General features: G+C 41.9%; 23 protein-coding genes. 20 read left to right on the top strand and 3 right to left on the bottom strand.

Translation table 11 applies throughout. The features are described from left to right. Nucleotides 1–134 precede the first annotated feature (134 nt). The 12 genes from brnQ (at nucleotide 135) to sdbB (ending at nucleotide 13,912) form a co-directional block, all read left to right on the top strand. The gene (gene brnQ, locus D8872_RS08920; RefSeq protein WP_125390689.1) at nucleotides 135–1,466 is read left to right on the top strand and encodes a branched-chain amino acid transport system II carrier protein; all 1,332 of its coding nucleotides are present in this window, start codon (nucleotides 135–137) and stop codon (nucleotides 1,464–1,466) included. 239 nt (nucleotides 1,467–1,705) lie between these two features. After that, entirely contained in the window at nucleotides 1,706–5,182 is a 3,477-nt protein-coding gene (locus D8872_RS08915) for an SSURE domain-containing protein (protein ID WP_125390688.1), read from the top strand. An 80-nt stretch (nucleotides 5,183–5,262) separates the two neighbouring features. Next, on the top strand, nucleotides 5,263–5,961 hold the full coding sequence (locus D8872_RS08910) for a response regulator transcription factor (RefSeq protein ID WP_125390687.1): 699 nt from the start codon (nucleotides 5,263–5,265) through the stop codon (nucleotides 5,959–5,961). After that, on the top strand, nucleotides 5,958–6,992 hold the full coding sequence (locus D8872_RS08905) for a HAMP domain-containing sensor histidine kinase (RefSeq protein ID WP_125390686.1): 1,035 nt from the start codon (nucleotides 5,958–5,960) through the stop codon (nucleotides 6,990–6,992). The genes D8872_RS08910 and D8872_RS08905 overlap by 4 nt, the downstream gene beginning before the upstream one ends. Nucleotides 6,993–7,135: 143 nt before the next feature. Next, entirely contained in the window at nucleotides 7,136–7,846 is a 711-nt protein-coding gene (gene ccdA2, locus D8872_RS08900; protein ID WP_125390685.1) for a thiol-disulfide oxidoreductase-associated membrane protein CcdA2, read from the top strand. Nucleotides 7,847–7,873: 27 nt separating this feature from the next. Further along, nucleotides 7,874–8,194, top strand: coding sequence for a hypothetical protein (locus tag D8872_RS08895; RefSeq protein WP_125390684.1), 321 nt, complete (start codon nucleotides 7,874–7,876; stop codon nucleotides 8,192–8,194). Nucleotides 8,195–8,262: 68 nt separating this feature from the next. Beyond that, on the top strand, nucleotides 8,263–8,826 hold the full coding sequence (locus tag D8872_RS08890; protein ID WP_125390683.1) for a redoxin family protein: 564 nt from the start codon (nucleotides 8,263–8,265) through the stop codon (nucleotides 8,824–8,826). A gap of 15 nt (nucleotides 8,827–8,841) precedes the next feature. Then, nucleotides 8,842–9,960: a peptide-methionine (R)-S-oxide reductase MsrB gene (msrB, locus tag D8872_RS08885; RefSeq protein WP_125390682.1), complete on the top strand. Its 1,119-nt coding sequence runs from the start codon at nucleotides 8,842–8,844 to the stop codon at nucleotides 9,958–9,960. Nucleotides 9,961–10,019: 59 nt separating this feature from the next. Further along, nucleotides 10,020–10,754, top strand: a complete 735-nt coding sequence (locus D8872_RS08880) for a response regulator transcription factor (protein WP_125390681.1) — start codon at nucleotides 10,020–10,022, stop codon at nucleotides 10,752–10,754. Then, nucleotides 10,751–12,454, top strand: a complete 1,704-nt coding sequence (locus D8872_RS08875) for a cache domain-containing sensor histidine kinase (RefSeq protein ID WP_125390680.1) — start codon at nucleotides 10,751–10,753, stop codon at nucleotides 12,452–12,454. The genes D8872_RS08880 and D8872_RS08875 overlap by 4 nt, the downstream gene beginning before the upstream one ends. Before the next feature lie 186 nt (nucleotides 12,455–12,640). Continuing rightward, complete coding sequence (gene ccdA2 / locus D8872_RS08870) at nucleotides 12,641–13,348, top strand: thiol-disulfide oxidoreductase-associated membrane protein CcdA2 (RefSeq protein WP_125390679.1); 708 nt, start codon at nucleotides 12,641–12,643, stop codon at nucleotides 13,346–13,348. Nucleotides 13,349–13,360: 12 nt separating this feature from the next. Beyond that, nucleotides 13,361–13,912: a thiol-disulfide oxidoreductase-associated lipoprotein SdbB gene (gene sdbB / locus D8872_RS08865; RefSeq protein ID WP_125390678.1), complete on the top strand. Its 552-nt coding sequence runs from the start codon at nucleotides 13,361–13,363 to the stop codon at nucleotides 13,910–13,912. Between the two features lie 43 nt (nucleotides 13,913–13,955). Here the strand turns inward: sdbB and D8872_RS08860 are convergent, their stop codons facing one another. Genes D8872_RS08860 through D8872_RS08850 form a run of 3 tightly spaced genes read right to left on the bottom strand, consistent with a single transcriptional unit; the run spans nucleotide 13,956 to nucleotide 16,768 of the window. Beyond that, a complete protein-coding gene (locus D8872_RS08860) occupies nucleotides 13,956–15,188 on the bottom strand; it encodes an NAD(P)H-dependent oxidoreductase (protein WP_125390677.1) in 1,233 nt (410 codons plus the stop codon). A 22-nt stretch (nucleotides 15,189–15,210) separates the two neighbouring features. Continuing rightward, on the bottom strand, nucleotides 15,211–15,819 hold the full coding sequence (locus tag D8872_RS08855; RefSeq protein WP_125372965.1) for an NADPH-dependent FMN reductase: 609 nt from the start codon (nucleotides 15,817–15,819) through the stop codon (nucleotides 15,211–15,213). A 19-nt stretch (nucleotides 15,820–15,838) separates the two neighbouring features. After that, a complete protein-coding gene (locus D8872_RS08850) occupies nucleotides 15,839–16,768 on the bottom strand; it encodes an FAD:protein FMN transferase (protein ID WP_185761410.1) in 930 nt (309 codons plus the stop codon). 230 nt (nucleotides 16,769–16,998) lie between these two features. On the opposite strand from D8872_RS08850, the gene nox reads away from it, so the two are divergent. From nox to D8872_RS08810, 8 genes are all read left to right on the top strand, one after another. Beyond that, nucleotides 16,999–18,378 carry a H2O-forming NADH oxidase gene (nox, locus tag D8872_RS08845; RefSeq protein WP_000036764.1) on the top strand — a complete coding sequence of 460 codons (1,380 nt, stop codon included), beginning with the start codon at nucleotides 16,999–17,001 and terminating at the stop codon, nucleotides 18,376–18,378. Between the two features lie 205 nt (nucleotides 18,379–18,583). Beyond that, on the top strand, nucleotides 18,584–19,402 hold the full coding sequence (locus D8872_RS08840; protein ID WP_125390675.1) for a PrsW family intramembrane metalloprotease: 819 nt from the start codon (nucleotides 18,584–18,586) through the stop codon (nucleotides 19,400–19,402). 182 nt (nucleotides 19,403–19,584) lie between these two features. Then, complete coding sequence (locus tag D8872_RS08835) at nucleotides 19,585–21,138, top strand: H(+)/Cl(-) exchange transporter ClcA (protein WP_125390674.1); 1,554 nt, start codon at nucleotides 19,585–19,587, stop codon at nucleotides 21,136–21,138. Nucleotides 21,139–21,264: 126 nt separating this feature from the next. Next, the gene (efeO, locus tag D8872_RS08830) at nucleotides 21,265–22,137 is read left to right on the top strand and encodes an iron uptake system protein EfeO (RefSeq protein WP_005589812.1); all 873 of its coding nucleotides are present in this window, start codon (nucleotides 21,265–21,267) and stop codon (nucleotides 22,135–22,137) included. A 4-nt stretch (nucleotides 22,138–22,141) separates the two neighbouring features. After that, nucleotides 22,142–23,350, top strand: coding sequence for an iron uptake transporter deferrochelatase/peroxidase subunit (gene efeB / locus D8872_RS08825; protein WP_125390673.1), 1,209 nt, complete (start codon nucleotides 22,142–22,144; stop codon nucleotides 23,348–23,350). Beyond that, a complete protein-coding gene (locus D8872_RS08820; protein ID WP_125390672.1) occupies nucleotides 23,328–25,028 on the top strand; it encodes an FTR1 family iron permease in 1,701 nt (566 codons plus the stop codon). The genes efeB and D8872_RS08820 overlap by 23 nt, the downstream gene beginning before the upstream one ends. Beyond that, complete coding sequence (gene tatC, locus D8872_RS08815; RefSeq protein WP_125390671.1) at nucleotides 25,018–25,725, top strand: twin-arginine translocase subunit TatC; 708 nt, start codon at nucleotides 25,018–25,020, stop codon at nucleotides 25,723–25,725. The genes D8872_RS08820 and tatC overlap by 11 nt, the downstream gene beginning before the upstream one ends. Further along, nucleotides 25,725–25,910: a twin-arginine translocase TatA/TatE family subunit gene (locus D8872_RS08810; protein ID WP_125388235.1), complete on the top strand. Its 186-nt coding sequence runs from the start codon at nucleotides 25,725–25,727 to the stop codon at nucleotides 25,908–25,910. The genes tatC and D8872_RS08810 overlap by 1 nt, the downstream gene beginning before the upstream one ends. Nucleotides 25,911–26,080 lie beyond the last annotated feature (170 nt).

Raw genomic sequence — 26,080 nt, 5'->3', positions numbered from 1 at the left:
AAAATTCGTAATAAATCGTATTATGTTTAGCGGTTTTCTTAGGGTTGAGAAAAGGCAATTTTTATTTCAAAATTCTTGCAATGAGTGGTGTTTATCGGTATAATGGAAAAATCTTAAAAAGACTGGAGATGACGATGATAAAAAAAGGATCCCTGACCGGTTTACTTTTGTTTGGAATGTTTTTCGGAGCCGGTAACCTGATTTTCCCACCTCAATTGGGTTTGGAATCTGGTCAAAATTTCTGGCCAGCTATTGGAGGCTTTGTCCTATCGGGCGTCGGTATTGCTATTCTAACCTTGATTATAGGTACTTTGAATCCCAAGGGCTATATTGATGAAATTTCGAAAAAGATTGCCCCTTGGTTTGCGGTTGCTTACTTGGTAGCCCTCTATCTTTCAATTGGTCCCTTCTTTGCCATTCCTCGGACGGCGACCACTGCCTTTTCTGTCGGGATTGAGCCCATGTTGCCTGCAGGTTCTCATACTATTTGGCTTTTCGGCTTCACGCTGATCTATTTTGCTTTGGCCTATCTGATTGCCCTCAATCCCTCAAAAATCCTTGATAGTATCGGTCGTTATCTAACACCAATTTTTGCCCTCTTGATTGTAGTTTTAGTTGTGTTAGGCGCTGCCAAATATGGTTCCACTGCCCCTCAAGGAGCAACAGGGGGATATGCTGCTTCAGCTTTCGGGGCAGGCTTTCTTCAAGGCTACAATACTCTGGATGCCTTGGCTTCAGTTGCTTTTAGTGTGGTTGCTGTGACGACACTCAACCAACTCGGTTTCAAGAATAAAAAAGAATATATTTCTACTATTTGGATCGTGGGTATCCTTGTGGCGCTGGGCTTTAGCGTTCTTTATATCGGTTTGGCCTTCCTTGGAAATCACTTCCCACTTGATCTAGCGAATTTACCGAAAGGTGCAAACGTAGGGGCTTCTGTTTTATCTTCTGCAACTCAGGCTATCTTTGGTCCAATGGCTCAAATTTTCCTAGCAATTATGGTAACGGTGACCTGTTTTACAACAACAGCTGGACTCATCGTCTCAACTGGCGAATTTTTCCACAATACCTTCCCGAAAGTATCTTATAAGGTTTATGCGACCATTTTTACGCTAGTTGGTTTCGCTATTGCAAATCTTGGTTTGAATGCTATTATCCAGTATTCAGTTCCAGTTTTGGAAATTCTTTATCCTATTACAATCACAATTGTCATGATTGTCATGGTCAATCGCTTTTTACCACTTTCTAAACCAGGAATGCAGTTGACCATAGCAGTGGTGACGCTGATTGCTTTTGCTAGCATTTTGGGACGACAATTCCAGCTAACTGCCATTCTCAATCTGGTTAATGCTCTACCATTTGCTCAAGCTTCTCTGCCTTGGTTGCTACCGGCTCTGGTTGGCATCCTGCTTTCTCTCCTTTTGCCAAACAAGCAAAAAAGTGAAGTATTTGAATTTGAAGCATAAGAAGAAAATTCACCACAGTGTGGTGGATTTTTTTGACTCATTGTCAATTGTAGTAGGTGATTTAAGTTTAAGACTGGGAATGTTTGGTGAAGAAACTCAAGTTGTTTCTTATGAATAATAAGACAATATAAGGATTTTATAAGATAGATTTAAGAAAAATTTTAACTCTTTCTTATCCCCATTTAATCTTAGGAGATTATACTAAAGTCATCAAAAAAACAAACCTAAAGGAGAATCTTATGAAATTCAATCCAAATCAAAAGTATACTCGCTGGTCAATCCGCCGTTTAAGCGTAGGTGTGGCTTCCGTCGTAGTTGCCAGTGGTTTCTTTTTGCTAGTTGGTCAACCGAACACTGTACACGCAGATGTTCTCACTTCAACCCCTGCTCAAGTTCTTCAAGTAGATTCATCATCAGTAGAAAAGAATGAGTTGCCAGAGACAGTTCTGAAAGAAGCTGTAGATTCAGCTCTTACTGCAAATCAGACGACTCCAACTCCAAAGGAAGTAGTCGATGAGACTAATTCTACAGACAAGTCTAGCTCAGATCCTAATGAAGAAGCTGCAAAACCAAAAGAAGAAGAGGTTATGCCAGAAGTTAGCAAACCCAAAGAAGAAGTTAAGCCAGTGGCAACTCCTGATGTAGTTTCAAAACAGGACACTGAAGCGACTACTCCTCAATCAGTAACGACTCAAGATGAAGTTAAAAAAGGAGTTGAAGAAAATACTAAGGACTCAGTAGACGTCCCAGCTAGCTACTTAGAAAAAGCGAACGTTCCTGGTCCATTCTTGGCTGGTGTCAATCAAGTCATTCCGTATGAAGCTTTCGGTGGAGATGGTATGTTGACGCGTCTCTTGCTCAAATCTTCTGACAAGGCTCCTTGGTCAGATAATGGAACAGCGAACAATCCAGCTCTCTTGCCACTTGAAGGCTTAGCNAAAGGTCAATACTTCTACGAAGTGGATTTGAATGGCAATACTACAGGTAAAGACGGACAAGCCCTTCTCGACCAACTTCGCACTAATGGAACAAATGCTTACCAAGCGATTGTAAAAGTCTATGGTGCTAAAGATGGAAAAGCAGATTTAACCAATCTCGTAGCTACAAAAAATGTAACTGTTAACCTGAACGGCCTTGTTTCAAAAGAAGCAGTCAAAGACTCAGTCACTAAAAATATTAAAGACCATATCGACGTTCCAGCCAGCTACCTAGAAAAAGCAAATGTTCCTGGTCCATTCTTGGCTGGTGTCAACCAAGTCATCCCGTATGAAGCTTTCGGTGGCGACGGCATGTTGACGCGCCTCTTGCTCAAATCTTCTGACAAGGCTCCTTGGTCAGATAATGGAACAGCTAAAAATCCAGCTCTCTTGCCACTTGAAGGCTTAGCGAAAGGTCAATACTTCTACGAAGTGGATTTGAATGGCAATACTACAGGAAAAGACGGACAAGCCCTTCTTGACCAACTTCGTACTAACGGAACTCGCACTTACCAAGCTACTGTCAAGGTCTATGGTGCCAAAGACGGCAAACCAGGTTTAAGCAATCTTGTTGCGACAAAAAATGTTACGGTTGACATGAATGGCCTTATTTCAAAAGAAGCAGTCAAAGATTCAGTCACTAAAAATATTAAAGACCATATCGACGTTCCAGCCAGCTACCTAGAAAAAGCAAATGTTCCTGGTCCATTCTTGGCGGGTGTTAACCAAGTCATCCCTTATGAAGCTTTCGGTGGAGATGGCATGTTGACGCGTCTCTTGCTCAAATCTTCTGACAAGGCTCCTTGGTCCGACAATGGTACAGCTAACAATCCAGCCCTCTTGCCACTTGAAGGCTTAGCGAAGGGTCAATACTTCTACGAAGTGGATTTGAACGGCAATACTACCGGTAAAGACGGGCAAGCCCTTCTCGATCAACTTCGCACTAACGGAACTCGCACTTACCAAGCTACTGTCAAGGTCTATGGTGCTAAAGATGGAAAAGCAGATTTAAGCAATCTTGTTGCGACAAAAAATGTGACGGTTGACATGAATGGCCTTATTTCAAAAGAAGCAGTCAAAGATTCAGTCACTAAAAATATTAAAGACCATATCGACGTTCCAGCCAGCTACCTAGAAAAAGCAAATGTTCCTGGTCCATTCTTGGCTGGTGTCAACCAAGTCATTCCGTATGAAGCTTTCGGTGGAGATGGTATGTTGACGCGTCTCTTGCTCAAATCTTCTGACAAGGCACCTTGGTCAGATAATGGAACAGCTAACAATCCAGCCCTCTTGCCGCTTGAAGGCTTGGCCAAAGGTCAATACTTCTATGAAGTAGACTTGAACGGCAACACTACGGGTAAAGATGGGCAAGCCCTTCTCGACCAACTTCGCTCTAATGGAACATATGCTTACCAAGCGACTGTCAAAGTCTATGGTGCCAAAGACGGCAAGCCAGATTTAAGCAATCTTGTTGCGACAAAAAATGTGACGGTTGACATGAACGGCCTTGTTTCAAAAGAAGCAGTCAAAGATTCAGTCACCAAAAATATTAAAGACCATATCGACGTTCCAGCCAGCTACCTAGAAAAAGCGAACGTTCCCGGTCCATTCTTGGCTGGTGTTAATCAAGTCATTCCGTATGAAGCTTTCGGTGGAGATGGTATGTTGACGCGTCTCTTGCTCAAATCTTCTGATAAGGCACCTTGGTCAGATAATGGAACAGCCAACAATCCAGCCCTCTTACCGCTTGAAGGCTTGACCAAAGGTCAATACTTCTACGAAGTAGATTTGAATGGCAACACGATAGGTAAAGACGGACAAGCCCTTCTCGACCAACTTCGTTCTAATGGCACTCACAGTTACCAAGCTACTGTCAAAGTTTATGGTGCCAAAGATGGTAAACCAGATTTAAGCAATCTTGTTGCGACAAAAAATGTGACGGTTGACATGAATGGCCTTATTTCAAAAGAAGCAGTCAAAGATTCAGTCACTAAAAATATCAAAGACCATATCGACGTTCCAGCCAGCTACCTAGAAAAAGCAAATGTTCCTGGTCCATTCTTGGCGGGTGTTAACCAAGTCATCCCGTATGAAGCTTTCGGTGGCGACGGCATGTTGACGCGCCTCTTGCTCAAATCTTCTGATAAGGCACCTTGGTCAGACAATGGAACAGCTAAAAATCCAGCTCTCTTGCCACTTGAAGGCTTAGCGAAGGGTCAATACTTCTACGAAGTGGATTTGAACGGCAATACTACAGGTAAAGACGGGCAAGCCCTTCTCGACCAGCTTCGTGCTAATGGAACATATGCTTACCAAGCAACTGTCAAAGTCTATGGTGCTAAAGATGGCAAACCAGATTTGACAAATCTTATCGCGACTCGTCAAGTAACGATTCAGCTTCGTGGAAAAGAAATGGCTACAATACCATCTCAAGAAGGTCAAATGAATATGAAACCTTCTACAACACCATCTCAAGAAGGTCAGATGAATAAGAAGCCTTCTGCAACAGATTCTATGAGTACAGCTGAGGGTACGAAGGAAGTAGATCATCGCATGACTGATGTGAAGGGGGAACACCCAACTTCTAAGCCGATGGCAGATACGATGAAAAAAAATGATAAGCCTACGTTACCAAAAACTGGTGAGGCTCAAACAGCTACAGCTACCATTGGTTTCTTAGGACTAGCTTTGGCAGGAATTCTTAGCCTTCTAGGTTTGAAAGAAAAACAAAAAGATTAAGGTTCAAATCATTTAAAAATTACTAAAAATAGTGTTATACTAAAGCCAGTATAACACTGTTTTTATCAGGAGATTGGCAAATGGGAAAGACAATTTTACTCGTTGATGATGAGATGGATATTCTAGATATTCAAAAGCGCTATCTTATGCAGGATGGCTACCATGTTTTAGTGGCTCGAGATGGCGTGGAGGGGTTAGATCTTTTCCGAAAGAAATCTGTTGACTTGATCATCACGGACATCATGATGCCGAATATGGACGGTTATGACTTTATCCGTGAGGTTCAGTATATAGCACCTGATCAGCCTTTTCTTTTTACAACGGCTAAGACTAGCGATCAAGACAAAATTTACGGTTTGAGCTTAGGAGCAGATGATTTTATAGCCAAACCTTTTAGTCCGCGTGAGCTGGTGCTAAGAGTCAATAATATTTTGCGTCGACTTCATCGTGGAGGCGAGATCGAACAAATTGAGCTCGGCGATTTGGTGATGAATCATGTGGTTCATGAGGCTCGCATCGGGGAGCATTTTTTGGAATTAACAGTGAAGTCCTTTGAACTGCTCTGGATTTTAGCTAGTAATCCTGAGAGAGTTTTTTCAAAGACGGAGCTTTACGAGAAGGTGTGGCAGGAAGACTTCGTAGATGATACCAATACCCTTAATGTTCATATCCATGCTCTGAGACAGGAATTGACCAAGTATGCCAGTTCAGACACTCCTGCCATCAAAACTGTCTGGGGTCTGGGGTATAAAATGGAAGGAGCACGAGGTATAAAATGAAATTAAAAAGTTACATTCTGGTGGGGTATCTGATTTCTAGCCTACTAACGATTTTACTAGTTTTCTGGGCAGTCCAGCGAATGTTGATTGTAAAAAGCGAGATTTATTTCCTAGTTGGAATGACCTTGATTGCTAGTTTTATAGGAGCGGCAGTCAGTCTCTTTCTTTTATCGCCAGTATTTTCTTCCCTTTGGCATCTGAAAAAACAGGCTCAGAATATAGCTGACAAGGATTTTAGTACAGAGATTGACGCCAAGGGCCCTATCGAATTTCAAGAGTTAGGTCAGGCTTTTAACGATATGTCGCATAATTTGCAAGAAACGTTTGAATCGCTTGATGAAAGTGAACGAGAAAAAGGAATGATGATTGCCCAGCTTTCTCACGATATTAAAACTCCCATTACCTCTATTCAGGCGACTGTGGAGGGGATTTTAGATGGAGTGATCGAAGAAGAGGAGCAGATTCATTACTTGACCACGATTAGCCGTCAGACAGAGCGCTTGAATAAATTGGTGGAAGAATTGGATGTTTTGACTCTTAATGCCCAGCCTCGAATAGAATCGGATGGAGAAGCCGAAATAGTCTTTCTAGACCAGCTATTGATTGAGGTCATGAGTGAATTTCAACTATTAATTGAGCAGGAGGAGCGAGACATCTACATTCAAGTGTCCCCTGAGTCAGCGAAAATTAAGAGCCATTACGATAAACTTTCCCGTATCTTGGTCAACTTGCTAAATAATGCCTTTAAGTACTCAGACTCTGGAACTAAAATTGAGGTCGTGGCTCAATTAACTGAGCAGATCTTGACAATAAGTGTGAAAGATGAAGGACAGGGTATTGCTCCTGAGGATTTGGATAAGATTTTCAAACGCCTTTATCGTGTGGAAACATCTCGTAATATGAAGACAGGCGGGCATGGTCTGGGTCTTGCTATTGCACGTGAGTTGGCTCATCAGCTGGGTGGGGAAATAACGGTCGAAAGCCAGTGTGGCCTAGGAAGCACTTTTACATTTACTCTCAACTTAACATAAATCCACAGCAATTGGTGAACGTTTTCAATTCTTGATTTAGCAAAGATAAAATCAAATTCAAGTTTTTTCAAATCGATCTCCCTATTTTTAGGGGGATTTTTATTTTATACTATAGTCAGAAAAATGATTGAGAGGTTTTTGAAATGGCAGCAAGCTTTTTGTTCTTTATTTCTGTTTTTCTGGCGGGGATTCTTTCCTTTTTCTCCCCTTGTATCTTACCGCTTATGCCGGTTTATGTAGGAATTCTGCTGGATTCGGATCAGCCGAAAACGGTTCGGTTTATGGGAAAAGACATTTCCTGGTATGGTCTAGCTAAGACGCTCTGCTTTATAGCTGGCTTATCAACTGTATTCTTAGTTTTGGGCTATGGAGCTGGCGCTCTAGGACAAGTCCTCTATGCCCCTTGGTTTCGCTACGTTCTGGGCGGTATTGTCATTCTACTGGGAATTCACCAGATGGGAATCATTAATATCCAGCAACTGCAAAAGCAAAAGAGCATCCAACTTAAAAAGAATAGTAAAAGAAGTGATTTTCTTAACGCTTTTCTCTTGGGTATCACCTTTAGCTTTGGTTGGACGCCCTGTGTGGGACCTGTTCTGAGCTCTGTTTTAGCAATTGCTGCTTCTGGCGGTAACGGCGCTCTCCAGGGAGGCTTGCTTATGTTGGTTTATACACTTGGCTTAGCCCTTCCTTTTCTAGCCATGGCTTTGGCTTCCGGCTGGGTATTACAGCGCTTTGCGAAACTCAAACCTTATATGGGAACGCTTAAGAAAATCGGCGGTGCACTCATCATTCTTATGGGAATTCTACTTATGCTCGGAAATCTAAACGCTTTAGCGTCACTATTTGGATAAATATTATATAATTAAAGGAGAAATATCATGAAAAAAATCGCTACCCTTACAATGGCTACTCTTAGTATCTTTGCCTTGGCTGCTTGCTCCAGTCAAAAGTCAAATTCAGATATGAAAAAGATGGATGACAGCAGTATGATGAAGAAAGACGATATGAAAAAAGATGACATGAAGAAGGAGAATATGAAAGACTCTAGCATGTCTGATGACAAGATGAAAAAGGATGAGATGAAGGACTCTTCTATGATGTCCGACAGTAAGTCTGACATGAAAGATGATATGAAATCTAGCGACTCAAGTATGAAGGATGACATGAAAGATTCATCAGAGATGTCATCTGATAAATAAAATTATCAATAAGGGTGGAAGTCGTCAGTTTTGTCGGCTTTCTCCTTATTTTGAAAGGAAAGAAAATAATGAAGAAACTATCGATTTTGACTGCCAGTCTGCTTTGTGTCGGCTTATTGGGAGCTTGCTCAAATCAGCAAATGAATTCGGGAGGTTCTAAAAATGATAAAAGTTCCATGACTAGTAAGACAGATTCAAATCAAGCTACAAAGATGGCCAAGGATTTTAGTCTGCAAGGTGTGGACGGAAAGACTTACAAGCTATCTGATTTCAAAGGCAAGAAAGTCTATCTAAAATTTTGGGCTTCTTGGTGCTCTATCTGTCTATCCACCCTTGGAGATACCAATGATTTGGCTAAGGAGCAATCAGGAAAAGATTATGTTGTCCTGTCGGTAGTGTCTCCGACTTTTAACGGAGAAAAGTCTGCTGATGATTTCAAGGAATGGTACAAGTCTTTGGATTACAAGAACATGCCAGTTCTTATGGATACTAAGGGGGAATTACTGAAAGAATACGGTATTCGATCCTACCCATCTGCTCTCTTTATCAATAGTGATGGCTCACTTGCTAAAACTCATGTGGGCTACATGAGTAAGGAAGATATTGAGGAAACACTAAAGGAAATCAAGTAGAAAGGAGTAATGAGCATGGAAGGCAAATGGAAGATTTTTCTGGTTTTGGTTGGCTTGCTTGCCTGTTTTGGTCTATTTTTCCTAATTAAGGGCTCCGCGTCTATTAGCCCATCTCAGGCCAATATTGAGCAAATTAAGAAAGCCTCTATGAGCAAGACAGAAGTGACCAAACAAAAGAAAGAAGATGTTAAGGAAGAGGACAAGCGGGAGATTTATCTGGCTGGTGGCTGTTTTTGGGGAGTAGAAGAGTACTTTTCTCGCGTGCCAGGTGTACTGGATGCTGAGTCCGGCTATGCAAATGGTAAGGGTGACACGACCAAATATGAATTAGTTTCCCAAACTGGTCACGCTGAGACGGTAAAAATTACCTATAACGTAAAAAAAATATCTCTCAAAGAAATCTTACTACATTATTTCCGCATTATTGATCCAACTTCCAAAAACAAGCAGGGAAATGATCAGGGCACCCAGTATCGGACAGGTGTCTATTATAAGGACGAAGCTGATCTTGATACCATCAATCAAGTTTTTGATGAAGTAGCTAAGAAATATGACAAGCCTTTGGCTGTTGAAAAAGAGTCTCTGAAAAACTTTATCAAGGCAGAAGATTATCATCAGGATTACCTAAAAAAGAATCCTAATGGATATTGCCATATCGATGTCAATCAAGCTGCTTATCCTGTTATCGAAGCTAGTCGCTATCCTAAGCCTAGCGATGAAGAGATTAAGGCTAAGCTTTCGCCAGAAGAATACGCAGTTACGCAAAAGAATGACACAGAGCGCGCCTTTTCTAACCGCTATTGGGATAAGTTCGAAGCGGGTATCTACGTAGATGTGGTGACGGGAGAGCCTCTTTTTTCATCAAAGGATAAGTTTGACTCTGGCTGCGGTTGGCCAAGTTTCACCCGTCCTATCAGTCCAGATGTAGCGACTTACAAGGAAGACAAGAGTTTCAACATGACTCGGACGGAAGTTCGCAGTCGGGTTGGAAATTCGCATCTGGGCCATGTTTTCACTGACGGCCCTAAGGACAAGGGCGGCTTGCGCTATTGCATCAATAGTCTGTCAATTAAGTTCATTCCAAAAGCTGAGATGGAAGAGAAGGGCTACGGTTATCTTTTGGATTATGTTTAAGAGCATTTTGATTGAAAATTTGCTATAATAAATCCAGTATAAATAAGGAGTTGAATCTTGTGTATTCAATTATGATTGTAGAGGATGAGTATCTGGTAAGACAGGGGATTGCGTCCTTGGTAGACTATGAACAGTTTGGTATGCAAGTTATTGCTCAGGCTGAAAATGGAAGAGAAGCTTGGCAGAAATTTCAGGAAAATCCTGCTGACATCCTGCTAACCGATATCAATATGCCACAGATGAACGGTCTCGAACTGGCCAAGCTAGTTAGAGACCAGGCTCCTAAGTGCCATATCGTTTTTCTGACGGGATATGATGACTTTGACTATGCTCGGTCGGCCATTAAGCTAGGTGCAGATGACTATCTGCTAAAGCCTTTTTCCAAGGATGATGTTGAGAAAATGTTGGCCAAGCTGCAGACTAAGCTTGATAAGGAGCGTAAAAAGGCCCAGATTCAAAACTTGGTCGATCAGGGGCAGCGCTCTGAGATGGAAGAGGCTATTCATACGCGTCTAGCTGATTCGGAATTAAGTCTGAAAAGTTTGGCCTTTCAGCTGGGCTTTAGTCCCTCCTATCTCAGCGTTCTCATCAAAAAAGAACTAGGATTGCCCTTTCAAGATTATCTGATTCAAGAGCGAATCAAAAAAGCTAAACTCTTACTCCTGACTACAGATTTGAAGATTTATGAAATAGCAGAGCAGGTAGGTTTTGAAGATATGAACTATTTTTCTCAGCGCTTCAAGCAGGTGGTTGGGCTGACACCTCGGCAGTTTAAAAAAGGAGAGGAGAAATGAAACGCTATCCGCTTCTTATCCAGTTGATTGTTTATATTTTTCTGCTGGTTCTTTTACTCTTGGGGGTTGTTGGGAGTCTCTACTATCAGACTAGCTCGCAGACTATTCGGCAGCTGACAGAGCGGACGACGCGCAATAGCATGGAGCAAAGCGGGCAGTTCATTGCTTCCTATTTGCAGAAATTAAAACAAACCACCTCTACATTGAGCAAGGAAGAAACGATTCGTAAGTTTGCTCAGAATCAAGAAAGCAGCGAAACCTCAGTACGGGCTTTGATGAAAACCATCATTGAGACAGATCCAGATTTGGTGTCGGCAGTATTGGTTACTAAGGACGGGCGCGTGGTCTCGACAGATACTCAAATCAGCATGCAGACATCCTCTGATATGATGAATGAAAAATGGTATCAGGAAGCTGTTCATACCAAAGTCATGCCTGTCTTGACTCCTGCTCGCAAAGAGTCTCTGTCATCTGAGAAGGAGAAGTGGGTTGTTTCCGTCACTCAGGAAGTAGTGGATGAAGCAGGACAGAATCTCGGGGTTTTGCGTCTGGATATCGGCTATAAGAGTCTCAAAGCCTATTTGGATCGGCTTCAGCTGGGGAAGAAAGGCTTTAGCTTTATTGTCAATAGCCAGCATGAATTTGTCTATCATCCCAAGAAAAGTGTTTATTCATCCAGTCAGGAAATGAAAGCTATGCAGCCCTATATCTCGGTCAAGGACGGTTACGCAGACCAGAAACAGGCTTTTGTCTACCAGATTGATATTGCGGACAGCGACTGGACTCTAATTGGCGTTGCCTCTTTAGAGCAATTGCAGATGCTTCAGTCGCAGATGCTTTATTCTTTTGTAGGAATGGGTGTTTTAGCACTCCTGCTTTGCTTGACTGGTATTTGGTTTGTCCTACGGTTGTGGATTAAACCTCTGCAGAATCTACAAGCTGTTATTCTGAAGATTGGAGCAGGTGACTCAAACCTTCGGGCAGAAGCAAAGGGTTCTCCAGAGTTGGTTGACTTGGCTCAGCAGTTTAATAAAATGCTGGACCAAATTGAACAACTAATGGAAGCTGTCAAGACTGAAGAACAAAATGTCCGTCGCTATGAGCTCCGAGCTCTCTCAGCTCAAATCAACCCCCATTTCCTTTATAATACCTTGGATACTATTGTCTGGATGGCTGAGTTTAACGACAGCAAGCGTGTTGTTGAGGTAACAAAATCACTCGCTCAGTATTTCCGCTTGGCGCTCAATCAAGGACACGAACAGATTTCTCTTAGAGATGAGATTGATCACGTTCGTCAATATCTCTTTATCCAGAAGCAGCGCTATGGTGACAAGCTCCAATATGAGATTGAAGAGGATGAATCTCTAGCTGATTATAAACTGCCCAAGCTGGTGCTTCAGCCTTTGGTTGAAAATGCCATCTACCATGGCATCAAGGAAATTGACCGACAGGGCATGATTCGCGTGACTGCGGCAGCAGAAGAGGGGCAACTGATACTGTCTATCTATGATAACGGCCGCGGTTTTGAACTCCGCGATTCTACGGACATGACTCTCCCTCGCTTAGGCGGTGTCGGTCTGAAAAATGTCGATCAACGCTTGAGATTGCAGTTCGGAGACGACTACCATATGGAAATCCAGTCCGAACCAGATAAATTCACCCAGATCAGTCTTTACTTGCCGCTAGACTCAGATGATTAAGTTCGCTATCCTTCAGTACTCAAGCCGGAAAATTTCCGGCTTTTTTCTTGTTTAGGAGCAAAATAGTGTTTTTACAGACGGCTTCTCCGATAAATGATACAAGAATGAGGATAGTGTAGCAAAATGTGGAAAAATTTAAATCGTTTGTTATAATAATATTGAAAACACATCTTAAAGGAGGTTGGGATGGAGTCTGGTTTATTTTTTGTTTCGGTCTTTTTGGCTGGAATTCTCTCGTTTTTCTCACCCTGTATCTTTCCCTTGTTACCAGTCTACATAGGGATATTGCTGGATGAAGAAGAGCCTAGAGAAGTCAAGTTTTTAGGCAGAAAGATCGCTTGGACTGGTCTGATCAAGACCCTGTGTTTCATTGCTGGAATTTCTTTAGTTTTCTTTCTACTAGGCTTCGGTGCAGGATTCCTAGGCAGAGTGATTTACGATGAGAAATTCCGTTATCTGATGGGGATTATCATCATTTTGCTCGGAATTCACCAGATGGAGCTGATCAATATCAGGCAGTTACAATTCCAGAAAAATGTGGAATTTAAGAAAGACAGTCGTCGGAATGATTTTCTTTCAGCCTTTTTGCTTGGTATTAGTTTCAGTTTTGGTTGGACACCTTGCATTGGACCTGTCCTTAGTTCGGTTCTGGCTCTAGCTGCCTCTGGAGGAAATGGAGCTATCCAAGGAGCGCTCTTAACACTGGTTTATACTTTGGGAATGGCCTTGCCATTTCTCATCTTAGCTTTAGCTTCTAGCTTCGTTATGCGGTATTTTTCAAAAATCAAACCCTATATGGGGCTAATGAAAAAAATTGGAGGAGCCTTAATTATTTTTATGGGAATCCTTCTCATGCTCGGGCAGTTAAATGCTTTATCAGGAATTTTTGGATAAAAGGAGAAAAAGATGAAAAAAATTCTTTTGATCGTTGTTGCTTCAATAGCTTTTCTGACACTATCAGCTTGTTCATCTGACGAAAAGGGGATGGATAGTCAAAGCCAGTCCAGTACAAGTGTCCAATCGCTGGTTGCAGTTGGCCAGGAGGCACCGGACTTCACTCTTCAGTCGATGGATGGAAAAACTGTCAAGCTTTCTGATTACCGTGGAAAAAAAGTCTATCTGAAGTTCTGGGCTTCTTGGTGCGGACCTTGTAAGCGAAGCATGCCAGAATTGGTCGAGTTAGCTGGTAAAAAAGACCGTGATTTTGAAATATTGTCTATTGTAGCACCGGGTCTCCAAGGAGAGAAGTCTGTTGAGGACTTCCCAAAATGGTATCAAGAACAAGGATATAAGGACGTGCCCGTTCTATTTGACACGTCTGGTGCAATCTTCCAAGCCTATCAGGTTCGCAGTATTCCAACTGAAATCCTCATTGATAGCCAAGGAAAAATTGGGAAGATTCAATTTGGAGCAATCAGCAACGAAGAAGCAGAAAAGGCCTTCAAGGAAATAAAATAAAAAAGAATGGATGTGAAAATCCATTCTTTTCATTTTGTTCTGATTAAGCACTAGCGCCAGATGTTGCATCGGCATCTCCACTGCCGTGACCACCGCCAGTATCTGAAGCACCAGAAGTGGCATCGGCTGCTGCAGCTGCAGGAGCAAAAGGACCACTTCCTCCAACCAAGCGTTGACCAGTTGTTTTTAGATACCAATCTAGCCAAGGTTGGAAGTTGAAGACGATTTCGTTGATACCAGCGTAGGATCCATCAGGATAGTACATTGCTTGGTAGTTGTGGGTATTGATAACACCTACTGGTGAGCCCGGCACGATTGTACGAACGTACTCTTGATCACCGTTACGAAGAACACCAACTACCCATTCCACGTTCTTCATGCGAGCAGCAGGAAGAGAGTTGTGTAGAGTTGAGAGACGGCCACCTGATTGAGATGGGACACGTTTGGCAAACATAGTGTCTGGATCTTGATGAGCGTTGTTATAGTAAAGGAACTGGTTGTTATCATCTGCGTAAGTCAACTCAAACGGCATAGCCTTTAAGAACATGTCGATTTGGTTAACAGTCAGGATACCATGGTCAAGCTTGACATACGTATCGCCAGAAACAGCACCAACAGCTTTTGCAGCTTTTTCTACCCATTCTGGATCGTCAGGGTCAACTTCTGTGATGGTTGTTGCGATTGGGTTCGTGACATCTAAGTCTTCAGGAGCAATTGGTTTAGGTTTTTTCAATTTTGAGACTACCTCAACATATTTAACAAAGTTATCTAAGCAAGATTCAAGGAATTTAACAGTTCCTTCGTTTGTGATGTTGCCTTCATTATCAAAGGCTTCTTTCGCTTTACCAAGAAGGAATTCATTTCCTGGTAACGTATAAGCATTGACACCTGGAGCATCCAAGATTTTACGCAAATGCACTTGGGCACGAGACGTTCCTTGGTCGTAGTAGGAAGCTCCCACAATCATGACAGGCTTGCTTTCAAATGGGTGAACTTCATAAGAGAGCCATTCAAGGACGCTCTTGAGAGCTGCTGTAATGGTATGGTTGTGCTCAGGAGTAGCAATGATGACACCATCAGCGCGCGTGATGCGGTTGTACAAAAGGCGTAGCTGGAAGGATTCGTCCCATTTTTCATCTTGATTAAAGAGTGGAACTTCATCAATTTCCAAAACTTCTAATTCAAATTTCAGTTTAAATTGTTTTCTGATAAATTCTAGTAATTTACGGTTGTATGATTGGTCTGCATTTGAGCCGACAAGTCCAACAAATTTCATGTGATTCTTTCCCTTCTAGTTCTTACAATTTTTCCCAGTCAAAGTTTTCAGCTTCTTGATGAAGAAGTGCTTGGGCGCTTGATAACTTTTCTGTAATTTTAACAAACAAACGGAAGTCATCAAAAAGAGCGTCTAATTTTTGAATGGTTTCGAGGTCAATCAAGTCACCATTTTTATCAAAGGCTTGAAGTGAGTGAGAAAGTAGGAATTCAGAACCTGGCATAACAGAAGCCTTGAGTTCTGGTGAATCCAGAATTTGACGGAGTTGTAGTTGGGCACGAGATGACCCTAGAGTTCCATAAGAGGCTCCTGTAATCATCACTGGTTTACCAAGTAATGGATAGATACCGTAAGACAACCAAGCTAAGGCACTCATAAGAACAGCGGGAATAGAGTGATCATATTCAGGCGTTCCGATGATGACACCATCAGCAGCTTCGATTTTCGCAGCGATTTCTTTAACGATCTCTGGAACTTGCATATCAGATGGTTTGTTGAAAATAGGAATTTCTTTGATTTCAATCAACTCGATTTCTGCTTTATCAGCGAAATGCTTTTGCATGTACTGAAGGAGTTGGCGGTTGGTTGATTTTTTTGAGTTTGTACCAACTAGACCGATAAATTTTAACATAGTAGGTTCCTTTCTGGATTTAGGATAAGATTTCTGGGCTGAGACCAGATGAATAAAAAATTTGATGATTTTCTGTAATAACGAAGGCTTCGATTCCATTTTCTTGCTCGACTTTCTCTAAGATGGAAGTAGGAGTTTCCCCAAATAAACGGGTTGTCCATATTTCACCATCGACTGATTTTGATGAAACAATCGTGAGACTAGCTAGCTGATTGTTGATCGGATAACCTGTGATGCGGTCAAAAATATGATGATAGACCCTGCCGTCAACTTGCAGTTTTCTTTCATATATCCCTGAGGTCACGACAGACTGATCCTGAATGGACAGAAGAGCTAGGTTGTTTCCCCGTGGCAGACTTGGATTTTGAATGCCAATGCGCCAGCAACGATTATTTTTTTCATTTAGACCAATGGTTAAGATATTTCCACCAAGATTGATGAGGGCAGAAGTAACACCTTGTCCCTGCAAGAACGCAGCGATTTTATCTGCGATATAGCCTTTGGCAAGGGCGCCTAAGTCGATTTTCATGCCTTCCATTGTCAAAAAAACACTGGAGGCGGTTGCATCTAACTCGATACACTCAGGGTCAGTGAGTGCCAGCGCTTGCTTGATTTCTTTGGGACTGGGAACTTTCGCATCCGCAAAGCCTATCCGCCAAGTTTGGACCAAGGGACCCAAGGTAATATTGAGATGACTGTCTGGAGCGAGACTATGCTTTTTTCCCAACTCAATCAATTCAAACAAATCAGGATGGACACAAACGGGATGTTTACCAGCAGCGTGATTGATTTGCATGAGCTCAGAGCTATCATCATTTGCACTAAAGCGTTTTTCATACAATCTTAGGATAGAAAATACCTGGTCTAAAAGACTGTCGGCATTTTCATGGAGAATCGAAATAGTGATAGTCGATCCCATTAAATGGATGGATCTAGAAATAAGATCCACTTTTATCACAACCTTCCCTATTAAATTTCTTAATCTTCTCTATTAGTATAACAGAAAGATACCGTTTTCACAATTGTAAATATATAATATTTTCAGAAAAATTGAAATTTTTTGTCTAAAATCAAAGTTATTTGCCAAATTTTAAAATAATTCTGAGCATATATCTTGTAAACGCTAACAGATACATGGTATACTAGTTTGGTAAATTAAATTTAAAGGTGGATTATACTATGAGTAAAATCGTTGTAGTTGGTGCTAACCACGCTGGTACAGCTTGTATTAATACGATGTTGGACAACTTTGGTCATGAAAATGAAATTGTGGTATTTGACCAAAACTCAAATATTTCATTCCTTGGTTGTGGAATGGCACTTTGGATCGGGGAACAAATCGATGGTCCAGAAGGACTCTTCTATTCTGATAAAGAAAAATTGGAAGCTAAAGGCGCTAAAGTTTACATGAACTCACCAGTGCTTTCAATTGATTATGACAATAAAGTTGTGACTGCAGAAGTTGAAGGTAAAGAACACAAAGAGTCTTATGATAAATTGATCTTTGCAACTGGTTCAACTCCAATCTTGCCTCCAATTGAAGGCGTTGAAATCGTTAAGGGGAACCGCGAATTTAAAGCGACTCTTGAAAACGTCCAATTCGTTAAATTGTACCAAAATGCTGAAGAAGTTATTGAAAAACTTGAGGACAAGAGCAAACACCTTGAACGTATCGCCGTTGTTGGTGGTGGTTACATCGGTGTAGAACTTGCCGAAGCCTTCGAGCGTCTTGGAAAAGAAGTGGTTCTTGTTGACATCGTAGACACTGTCTTGAACGGCTACTACGACAAAGACTTCACTCAAATGATGGCGAAGAACTTGGAAGACCACAACATCCGCTTGGCTCTTGGACAAACAGTTAAAGCAATCCAAGGTGATGGAAAAGTTGAGCGCTTGGTAACAGACAAAGAAACATTTGATGTGGACATGGTTGTTCTTGCAGTTGGTTTCCGTCCAAACACAGCTCTTGCTGACGGTAAGATTGAACTCTTCCGCAACGGTGCCTTCCTTGTAGACAAGAAACAAGAAACATCTATCCCAGGTGTCTACGCTGTTGGTGACTGTGCAACTGTTTATGACAATGCTCGTAAAGACACTAGTTACATCGCTCTTGCATCTAACGCTGTACGTACGGGTATCGTGGGTGCTTACAACGCTTGTGGACATGAATTGGAAGGAATCGGAGTTCAAGGATCAAATGGTATCTCTATCTACGGTCTTCACATGGTTTCAACTGGTTTGACTCTTGAAAAAGCCAAAGCTGCTGGCTATAACGCAACTGAAACTGGCTTTAACGATCTTCAAAAACCAGAATTTATCAAACACGACAACCACGAAGTTGCTATCAAGATTGTCTTTGATAAAGACAGCCGCGAAATCCTTGGTGCACAAATGGTGTCTCGTGATTCTGCAATTAGCATGGGAATCCACATGTTCTCACTTGCTATCCAAGAGCATGTGACAATTGATAAGTTGGCCTTGACAGACCTCTTCTTCTTGCCACACTTTAACAAACCATACAACTACATCACAATGGCTGCACTTACAGCTGAAAAATAATCAATGAAAGTCCCGATGAGGGACTTTTTTGTTACTTGTTTTATCAAGTTGAATTGTCAATACGATACAGAACGATGCATATATATATTATGTGTTTATCAACTAGTACAATAATTAATAATCATTCTAATGAGTCTTAAAATTAGTTCTATTTTAGATTTTTTTGTTATACTAAGATGAAAATAAAATTTTAGAAAGTTGTTATATGAAGAAAAATATTGTTCTTTTCATTTTTCTCCTTCTGAGCGCGATTGGCTTGGAATACGAGACGCAAGTTTATACTACTGGTAGTATGTCAGGTACTGGTTATGGAATTGTCGGACTGTCAGCCCTTTTGGCCCTACTCTATATCATCCCAGCTCTGCTTTTGATTCGCAGTTTGGGTAAAAAATGGCAGACGCCTGCATTTAGCCTAGGTGTAGCTCTGCTGGGTGGTCTTTTCATTTCTGGCTGGACTTCTGGCTTGGCCAACACTTATATCCACGAGTGGGTCAGCACGAGCTTCCCAAATACAGTGATTAGTTATCTGGAGAATGCCCTCGCAGCTCCGCTGGTTGAAGAGCCGCTTAAGCTTTTGGCAGTTGCTTTCGCTGTCTATCTAGTGCCAGTCAAAAAACTTAAAGGCTTTTTACTATTGGGAATTACGGCTGGCATAGGTTTTCAGATTAGTGAGGACTTTTCTTATATCCTTTCCGACCTACCTGAAGGATTTTCCTTCACTATCTCTGGTATTTTGGGTCGTATCACTGGTGGGGTAGCTTCTCACTGGCTCTATACTGCTTTGACCACTATCGGATTAGCTCTGATGTTCCGATTTGCTAAGACTCAAAAAACTTATTTTAAAGCTGGCCTATTTTACTTCTTATCAGCTTTTGTTCTCCACTTCTTCTGGAACTCTCCATTGACTTCTATTGAAACGGATATCCCAGTCATCGTTCCTGTCATGACCGCTGTGGCTGTCTTCATTTTCTACCAAGCTTACCGAACATCTGGCAAGATTGATCAGGAAGACTTGTCAATCTAAACACGAAACGACCTTCAAGGTCGTTTTTTGATGTCCAAACTGCATTTTTGGAATTCTTTTAAATCTGATAAAGTTGATGTTAAAAAATTTATATCCAAAAGCAAAACCTTCATCACTATTGCCTTGTTTCTTGTCCCCATGTTGTGCTAAAATGTTGCTATAAGATCTTTTGGAGAGAGAGTATGATCAAACAAAAAGAACAGATTTCTGATACGAGAAAAGAATTTAATTTTATGTCCAGCTCCATCATTTCCCAAGTATCTAGGGGGATTCTGGTGGGGATTTTTGCTGGACTAGTAGTGGGGGCATTTCGTTTTTTGATTGAGAAAAGTTTTCACTTGATTCAGGCGGCTTATGTGAGGGGCAGGAGCGAGTGGATTTGGCTGGTAGCCTTGCTTTTCTTGTATGCTTTTATTGTCTTTATAAATGCTAGATTGGTCGCTACGGAAAAGGATATAAAGGGTTCAGGGATTCCACAAGTTGAGGCTGAGTTGAAAGGCTTGATGTCACTTTCTTGGTGGAGCATTCTCTGGAAAAAATTCTTAGTTGGTATTTTAGCGATTTCCAGTGGCTTGATGCTGGGACGTGAGGGACCGAGTATTCAGCTAGGAGCGATGAGTGGCAAAGGCATATCTAAGTGGCTGAACTTGAGTCCAGTAGAGGAGCGGACCTTGATTGCTAGTGGTGCAGCTGCGGGCTTGGCTGCGGCTTTTAATGCGCCAATTGCAGGTTTGCTTTTTGTTGTTGAGGAAGTGTACCATCATTTTTCCCGCTTCTTTTGGGTTTCAACCTTGGCTGCAAGTTTAGTGGCAAATTTTATTTCGCTGTCTATATTTGGCCTGACTCCCGTTTTGGATATGCCGGATAATATTCCTTTCATGGGGCTGAATCAGTACTGGATCTATATCTTGATGGGCCTGTTTTTAGGATTGGCTGGCTTTCTCTATGAAAAAGCAGTCCTCAATATACATCTGGTTTATGAAGCCCTAGGCAAATTTTTTAGAATACCAAAAGCTTACTATCCGATTTTTGCCTTTGTTTTAATCATTCCGATTGGCTATTTTCTGCCTCATTTGCTGGGCGGCGGGAATCAGCTGATTTTGTCTTTGACGAGTGCTCATTACACAGTTGGAACATTGATTCTCTTTTTCTTACTCCGTTTTGTATGGAGCATGATCAGTTATGGTAGCGGCCTTCCTGGTGGCATTTTTCTGCCCATTCTGGCTTTGGGTTCTTTGCTAGGTGCAGCAATTGGAGCCCTTTGTGTGGAGGTTGGCTTTATCACGCCAGAACAATTTCCAATCTTTATCATCTTGGGAATGAGTGGGTATTTTGGTGCTATTTCCAAAGCTCCGCTGACAGCTATGATTCTCGTGACGGAGATGGTGGGAGATATTCGAAACCTCATGCCACTGGGTTTGGTCACTCTGATGGCCTATATTGCTATGGATCTGCTGAAGGGAGCGCCTGTCTATGAAGCCATGCTTGAAAAAATGCTGCCAGATCGGATTGAAGATGACGGTGAGACGACCCTGATTGAAATTCCTGTTTCAGAAAAAATCGCAGGGCGACAAGTGCATGAGTTGGAGCTACCGCATGGTGTTTTAATCACGATGAATATCCATAAGGGTAAGACTCAGACGGTCAATGGAGCCAGTCGTCTCTACCTAGGAGATACGATTTATGTAGTCGTTAAGAAGTCAGAAATTGGCAAAATTAAGGATATCTTGCTTTGAAATGCTCATTTTTTACTCAGAAAGGAAAGTTTCATTATAATTATCTGACAATTTATTGAAATATGAGAAATAAATTGTTATAATTTATATGAATTTGCCCCTTTTAGGGAAAATAAAGGAGTCAAGATGAAAAAACTTGGAATTGTCTTATTGTCAACAGCTATTTTACTGACTGGCTGTGCTGCTAATCAAAAATCGAATACAAGTGCCAGCAGTTCGGAAGCTAAAACAAGTCTATCGGCCTCTGACCAGAAAGCTTTGGATAAGGCAACAGCAGAGTATAAAGCCTTTGTACAGAAAGAAATTGATCAATTATTGACGGATACGGAGAAATTCAGAGATACGCTCAAAGAAGGCAAGCTTGATGAAGCTAAGAAAATGTATCCGCTAATTCGCATGAGCTACGAGCGTTCAGAGCCGATTGCCGAAAGCTTCGGAGAGTCTGATGTGAAAATTGACTTCCGCTTAGCTGACTATGTGGATGAAAACAAGACCGAAGAAGGCTGGTCAGGCTTCCACCGGATTGAAAAAATTCTGTGGGAAAGTAATACAACGACTGGTACAGAGAAATATGCAGACCAGTTGGTCAATGACATCAAAGAATTAAAGGCTAAAATCGCGACTGTTGAGGTTACACCAGACATTATGCTGACTGGTGCAGTCGATCTCCTTAACGAAGTGGCGACCAGCAAGATTACCGGTGAAGAAGAAATCTTTTCACATACGGATTTGTATGATTTCCGTGCCAATATCCAAGGGGCAGAAAAGATTTTCGAACTCTTTAAACCTTTGATTGAGAAGAAAGATGAAAAACTGGTAAAAAGTATAGAAACTGAGTTCAAGAATGTTAATAGTTTGCTGGACAAGCACATGACGGATTCTAAGAATTATAAACTTTATACCGAATTGAGCAAGGAAGATACTAAAGAGCTAGGAGAAGCTGTCACAAAACTAGGCGAGCCTCTCTCTCAAATGGGTATCATCCTAGATGGGAAGTAAGAAGATGACCAAGGACGAAAAATGGTTTAATAAAAAAATGGATCGTCGGGAATTTCTTAAAAAAGCAGGGATTGGAGGCGCAGGCTTAGCACTTGGTGTCTCCAGTGCATCTGCTTTTTTCGCTAATCAAGCGAAAGAAGACAAAAAATTAGCTGACGGTGATGAAGAAATCAGTTTTTACGGTGAGCATCAAGCTGGCATCACAACAGCCATGCAAAAGAATATCTATTTTGTCATTCTGGACTTGCATACGACGGATAAAGAGACCATTATCCAGATGTTCAAGGACTGGACCGCTTACAGTGAAAAGTTGGTCAATGGGGAGCTAGTCAAAAAAGATGGCTCTAATGCCCTCTTGCCACCTACGGATACTGGAGAAACAGTCGGGCTCAACCCTTATCGACTGACCTTGACCTTTGGCATCTCCGCCTCTTTCCTGAAAAAAATGGACTTGGAGAATAAAAAGCCCAAGGAATTTCGCGACCTGCCTCCTTTCCCTAAGGAACAACTAAAAGAGAAATATACTGGTGGGGATATTGTCATTCAAGCTTGCGCAGATGACGAGCAGGTGGCTTTTCATGCCGTTCGCAATCTAGTTCGTAAAGCGCGAAATGCTGTCACCATGAAATGGAGTCAGGCTGGTTTTGCTGCTATAGGTGATCGTATGTCTACTCCCCGTAATCTATTTGGTTTTAAAGATGGCACGGCCAATGTCACCAAAGAAAAAGATTTTGACAAGGTGGTTTGGTGTGACAGCAAGGACTGGATGAAGGGGGGCTCTTATATGGCTGTCCGTCGCATCCAGATGTTTCTTGAGACTTGGGACCGGACCAATTTGCAAGAGCAAGAAAATACCTTTGGTCGTTATAAGGAGAGCGGAGCGCCCTTTGGCAAGAAGAATGAATTCGACGAGGTAGACTTGGACTTGCTTCCAGTTGATGCACATGTGCGGCTGGCTAAAGAAGTGGACAAGCCTCTCTATCGTCGTTCCTATTCTTATTCAGATGGTATTGATGAAACAACGGGTCAATTTGATACAGGCCTCCTTTTTATCTCTTTCCAAAAGGATCCTGACAGCTTTATCAAGGTGCAGACCAATCTTGGAGCACAGGATAAGATGAATGAATATATCACCCATGTGGGCAGTGGCTTGTTTGCTTGCTTCGGCGGTGTCAAAGAAGGAGAATATCTTGGTCAGAAATTATTTGAATAAGATCCTGTTTTTACTTTTGGCGCTCGTACTCCTAGCTCAGCCTGTATCGGCTGAGGATTCTTATAGCAGTCTCTTTATCAAGATTACGGATGCCAGCACAGCCGTTCAAAAAGGCGACCAAGCTAGTGCCAAAGAATTGCTGGAGGAAATCCAGACTGACTTTGCGGCTTTAAGCAACCATGACTCAGCTGCAGGGAAAGAAGTCAGCAAGGCATTGACTATCTCGGGCGATGTGACAGAGGACAAGCTGACCAAGGTTTCAGCTGCTCTTTTGGCTTTTGAAAAGGAGCAGAATCCTGTTGATCTTGAGGCGGAAAAAAACAAGCTGGTCAATAAATTAGAATCAAAATTTCAAGCTCTTCAAGCAGCGATTAAGAGCAAGGATCTTGAAAAGATTCGTGAAGCCTATAAAAAAATGAATTCGACTTGGACCGCCAATGAAGGAGTGGTGCGGGATCATAGCACGGCTCATTATGGTAAGGTGGAAACTGCTATTTCATTTTTACGGAGTGCCATCGAGACAGAGCCAACAGATTTTGAAGCTATTCAAACTTCCTATGAAGACTTGAGAGTAGCGATTGATAGCTTTGTCAAGGGAGAAGAGGCGTCTGCTAGCAGTGAGAATCTTACACTGGCAGATGGTATTGGCCTGCTAAAAAAAGCTCTGCTTGCTTTCCAAAAAGGAGACGAAAAGCAGGGCAAGGCTGCGATGAAGAAATTTATCACGATTTGGCCAAGCGTTGAAGGAGATGTCAGCACTAAAAATCCTTCCCTCTATACCAAAGTAGAAAGTCAGTCGCCTGTCATCATGGTGAAGGGTAAGGACAAGGAGTATCAAGACCAGCTAGAGTCTTTGATTAGTGAGCTAGAACAGATTGATACCAGCGGATCTTATACTTTCTTTGATGCCATGCTGATTTTGTTGCGCGAGGGCGTTGAGGCTCTCTTGATTGTGATGGCACTTGTCACGACGCTCAAGGCCTCCAAGATGAAAAAAGGTCTCAAATGGGTTTATACTGGTGCTGGCTTGGGCGTACTAGCCAGTGCGGCCATTGCTATTTTGCTGCAAACTCTTTTTCCAGCCGTCGCCTCTGGCTCCAATCGTGAAATCATTGAGGGAGCAGTAGGGATTTTTGCGGTTATCATGATGATTTTGGTCGGCATTTGGCTCCACAGTAAGTCCTCTGTCAAGAAATGGAATGACTTCATGGAAAGTCAGATGCAGGCAGTGACAGCTAGTGGTAGTTTTATTTCCATGTTTGCCCTGAGCTTTCTCGCTGTTTTCCGTGAGGGGGCGGAGACTATCTTGTTCTACGCAGGAATTTTACCGCGCATTACTGCTCTAGATTTCTTTTTAGGACTGGGACTTGCTATCTTGGTTTTAGTCTTGCTTGCAATTCTAATGACCAAGGCCAGCAGTTTGATTCGCCCTCATCTGATTTTCTTTGGTCTGACCTGGCTGATTTATGCCTTGGCCTTTAAGATGTTAGGTGTCAGCATTCATGCCCTGCAATTAACAGCTATTTTTCCTAGTCACTTGCTGTCTCATCTTCCAACCATTGATTGGCTGGGAATTTATCCGAGCCTAGAAGTAGTACTAAGTCAAGCCATCTTTCTTGTAGTTGTTCTTTATGTGACATTTAAGAATCGGCAAAAGGAGCGAGCAGATGCCAAGTAAGGAACAGACGATTGTTGAGCACTTGGCGGAATTTAGATGGCGCTTCCTTGCTGTCTTAATCTGGTTCGGTTTGATTTTTCTGCTCAGTCTACTTTTTGCAGCGGATATTTACAAATGGCTGACCGCTTCCTTTGAGCAGAAGCTGATTGTATTGGGACCAGACGACATCCTTTGGATTTATATTAGCTTGGCTATCCTTGTGGCTTTCTCATTGACCCTGCCTTTTATGGTCTATCAGCTTTGGGAATTTATCCGCCCTGCTATGAGAAATAGTGAGGCAAAGGCAATTTTTGCTTACATACCAGCTACATTTTTCAGTTTTGTCTTGGGCTTGGCCTTTGGTTTTTACTTTGTCAGCCCCGCTATTTTGCAAGTTTTGCTTTCTTTAGGAGATGGTTTGTTTGCCGTCCAGATGACAGCGCAGAACTATCTGTCCTTTCTGTTTCACACGACCATTCCGATTGCTTGTTTGTTTGAATTGCCTGTCATTGTGGCCTTTCTGACATCAATCGGTTTGCTCAAACCGCAATTTTTGATAAAATATAGACGCTATGCCTATTTCGTTTTATTGGTATTAGCAGTTGTTTTGACGCCGGCTGATTTCATCAGTGACTTGTCAATGACAGTGCCACTGATTTTTCTGTATGAAGTTAGTATCCTACTGAGTAAAATGATTGAGAAAAGGAGAACATCGTAATGGGAATTTTAAAAGACATCGGACTACCAGGACTTATCGTTATCGTCCTAGGTGCCTTACTGATTTTTGGACCAAAACGTCTGCCAGAGCTGGGGCAGTCGATTGGAAAAATGTTTTCAGAGTTTAAAAAGGCAGTCGATGGAGGAGCAGAAGACTCCGACTCAGAAAAAGATAAGAAAGATTAAAACACGGGCAACCGTGTTTTTCTTAATTTCCGAACTTTATCAATAATATACTTGAAATATTTTACAAAATCTGTACTTTGTGATATACTTTTTCTGGAAACGTCTGGATAGATGTAGCGATGCTGAAGAGCATAGGTAGGTCATTTTTTAGTATTGATAAGGAGTTTTCT

Source organism: Streptococcus cristatus (assembly GCF_003943815.1).
In the GTDB taxonomy this organism is placed as follows: domain Bacteria; phylum Bacillota; class Bacilli; order Lactobacillales; family Streptococcaceae; genus Streptococcus; species Streptococcus cristatus_F.
The sequence above is the reverse complement of the archived record's forward strand: the minus strand, read 5'-3'. Positions and strand labels throughout refer to the sequence as shown.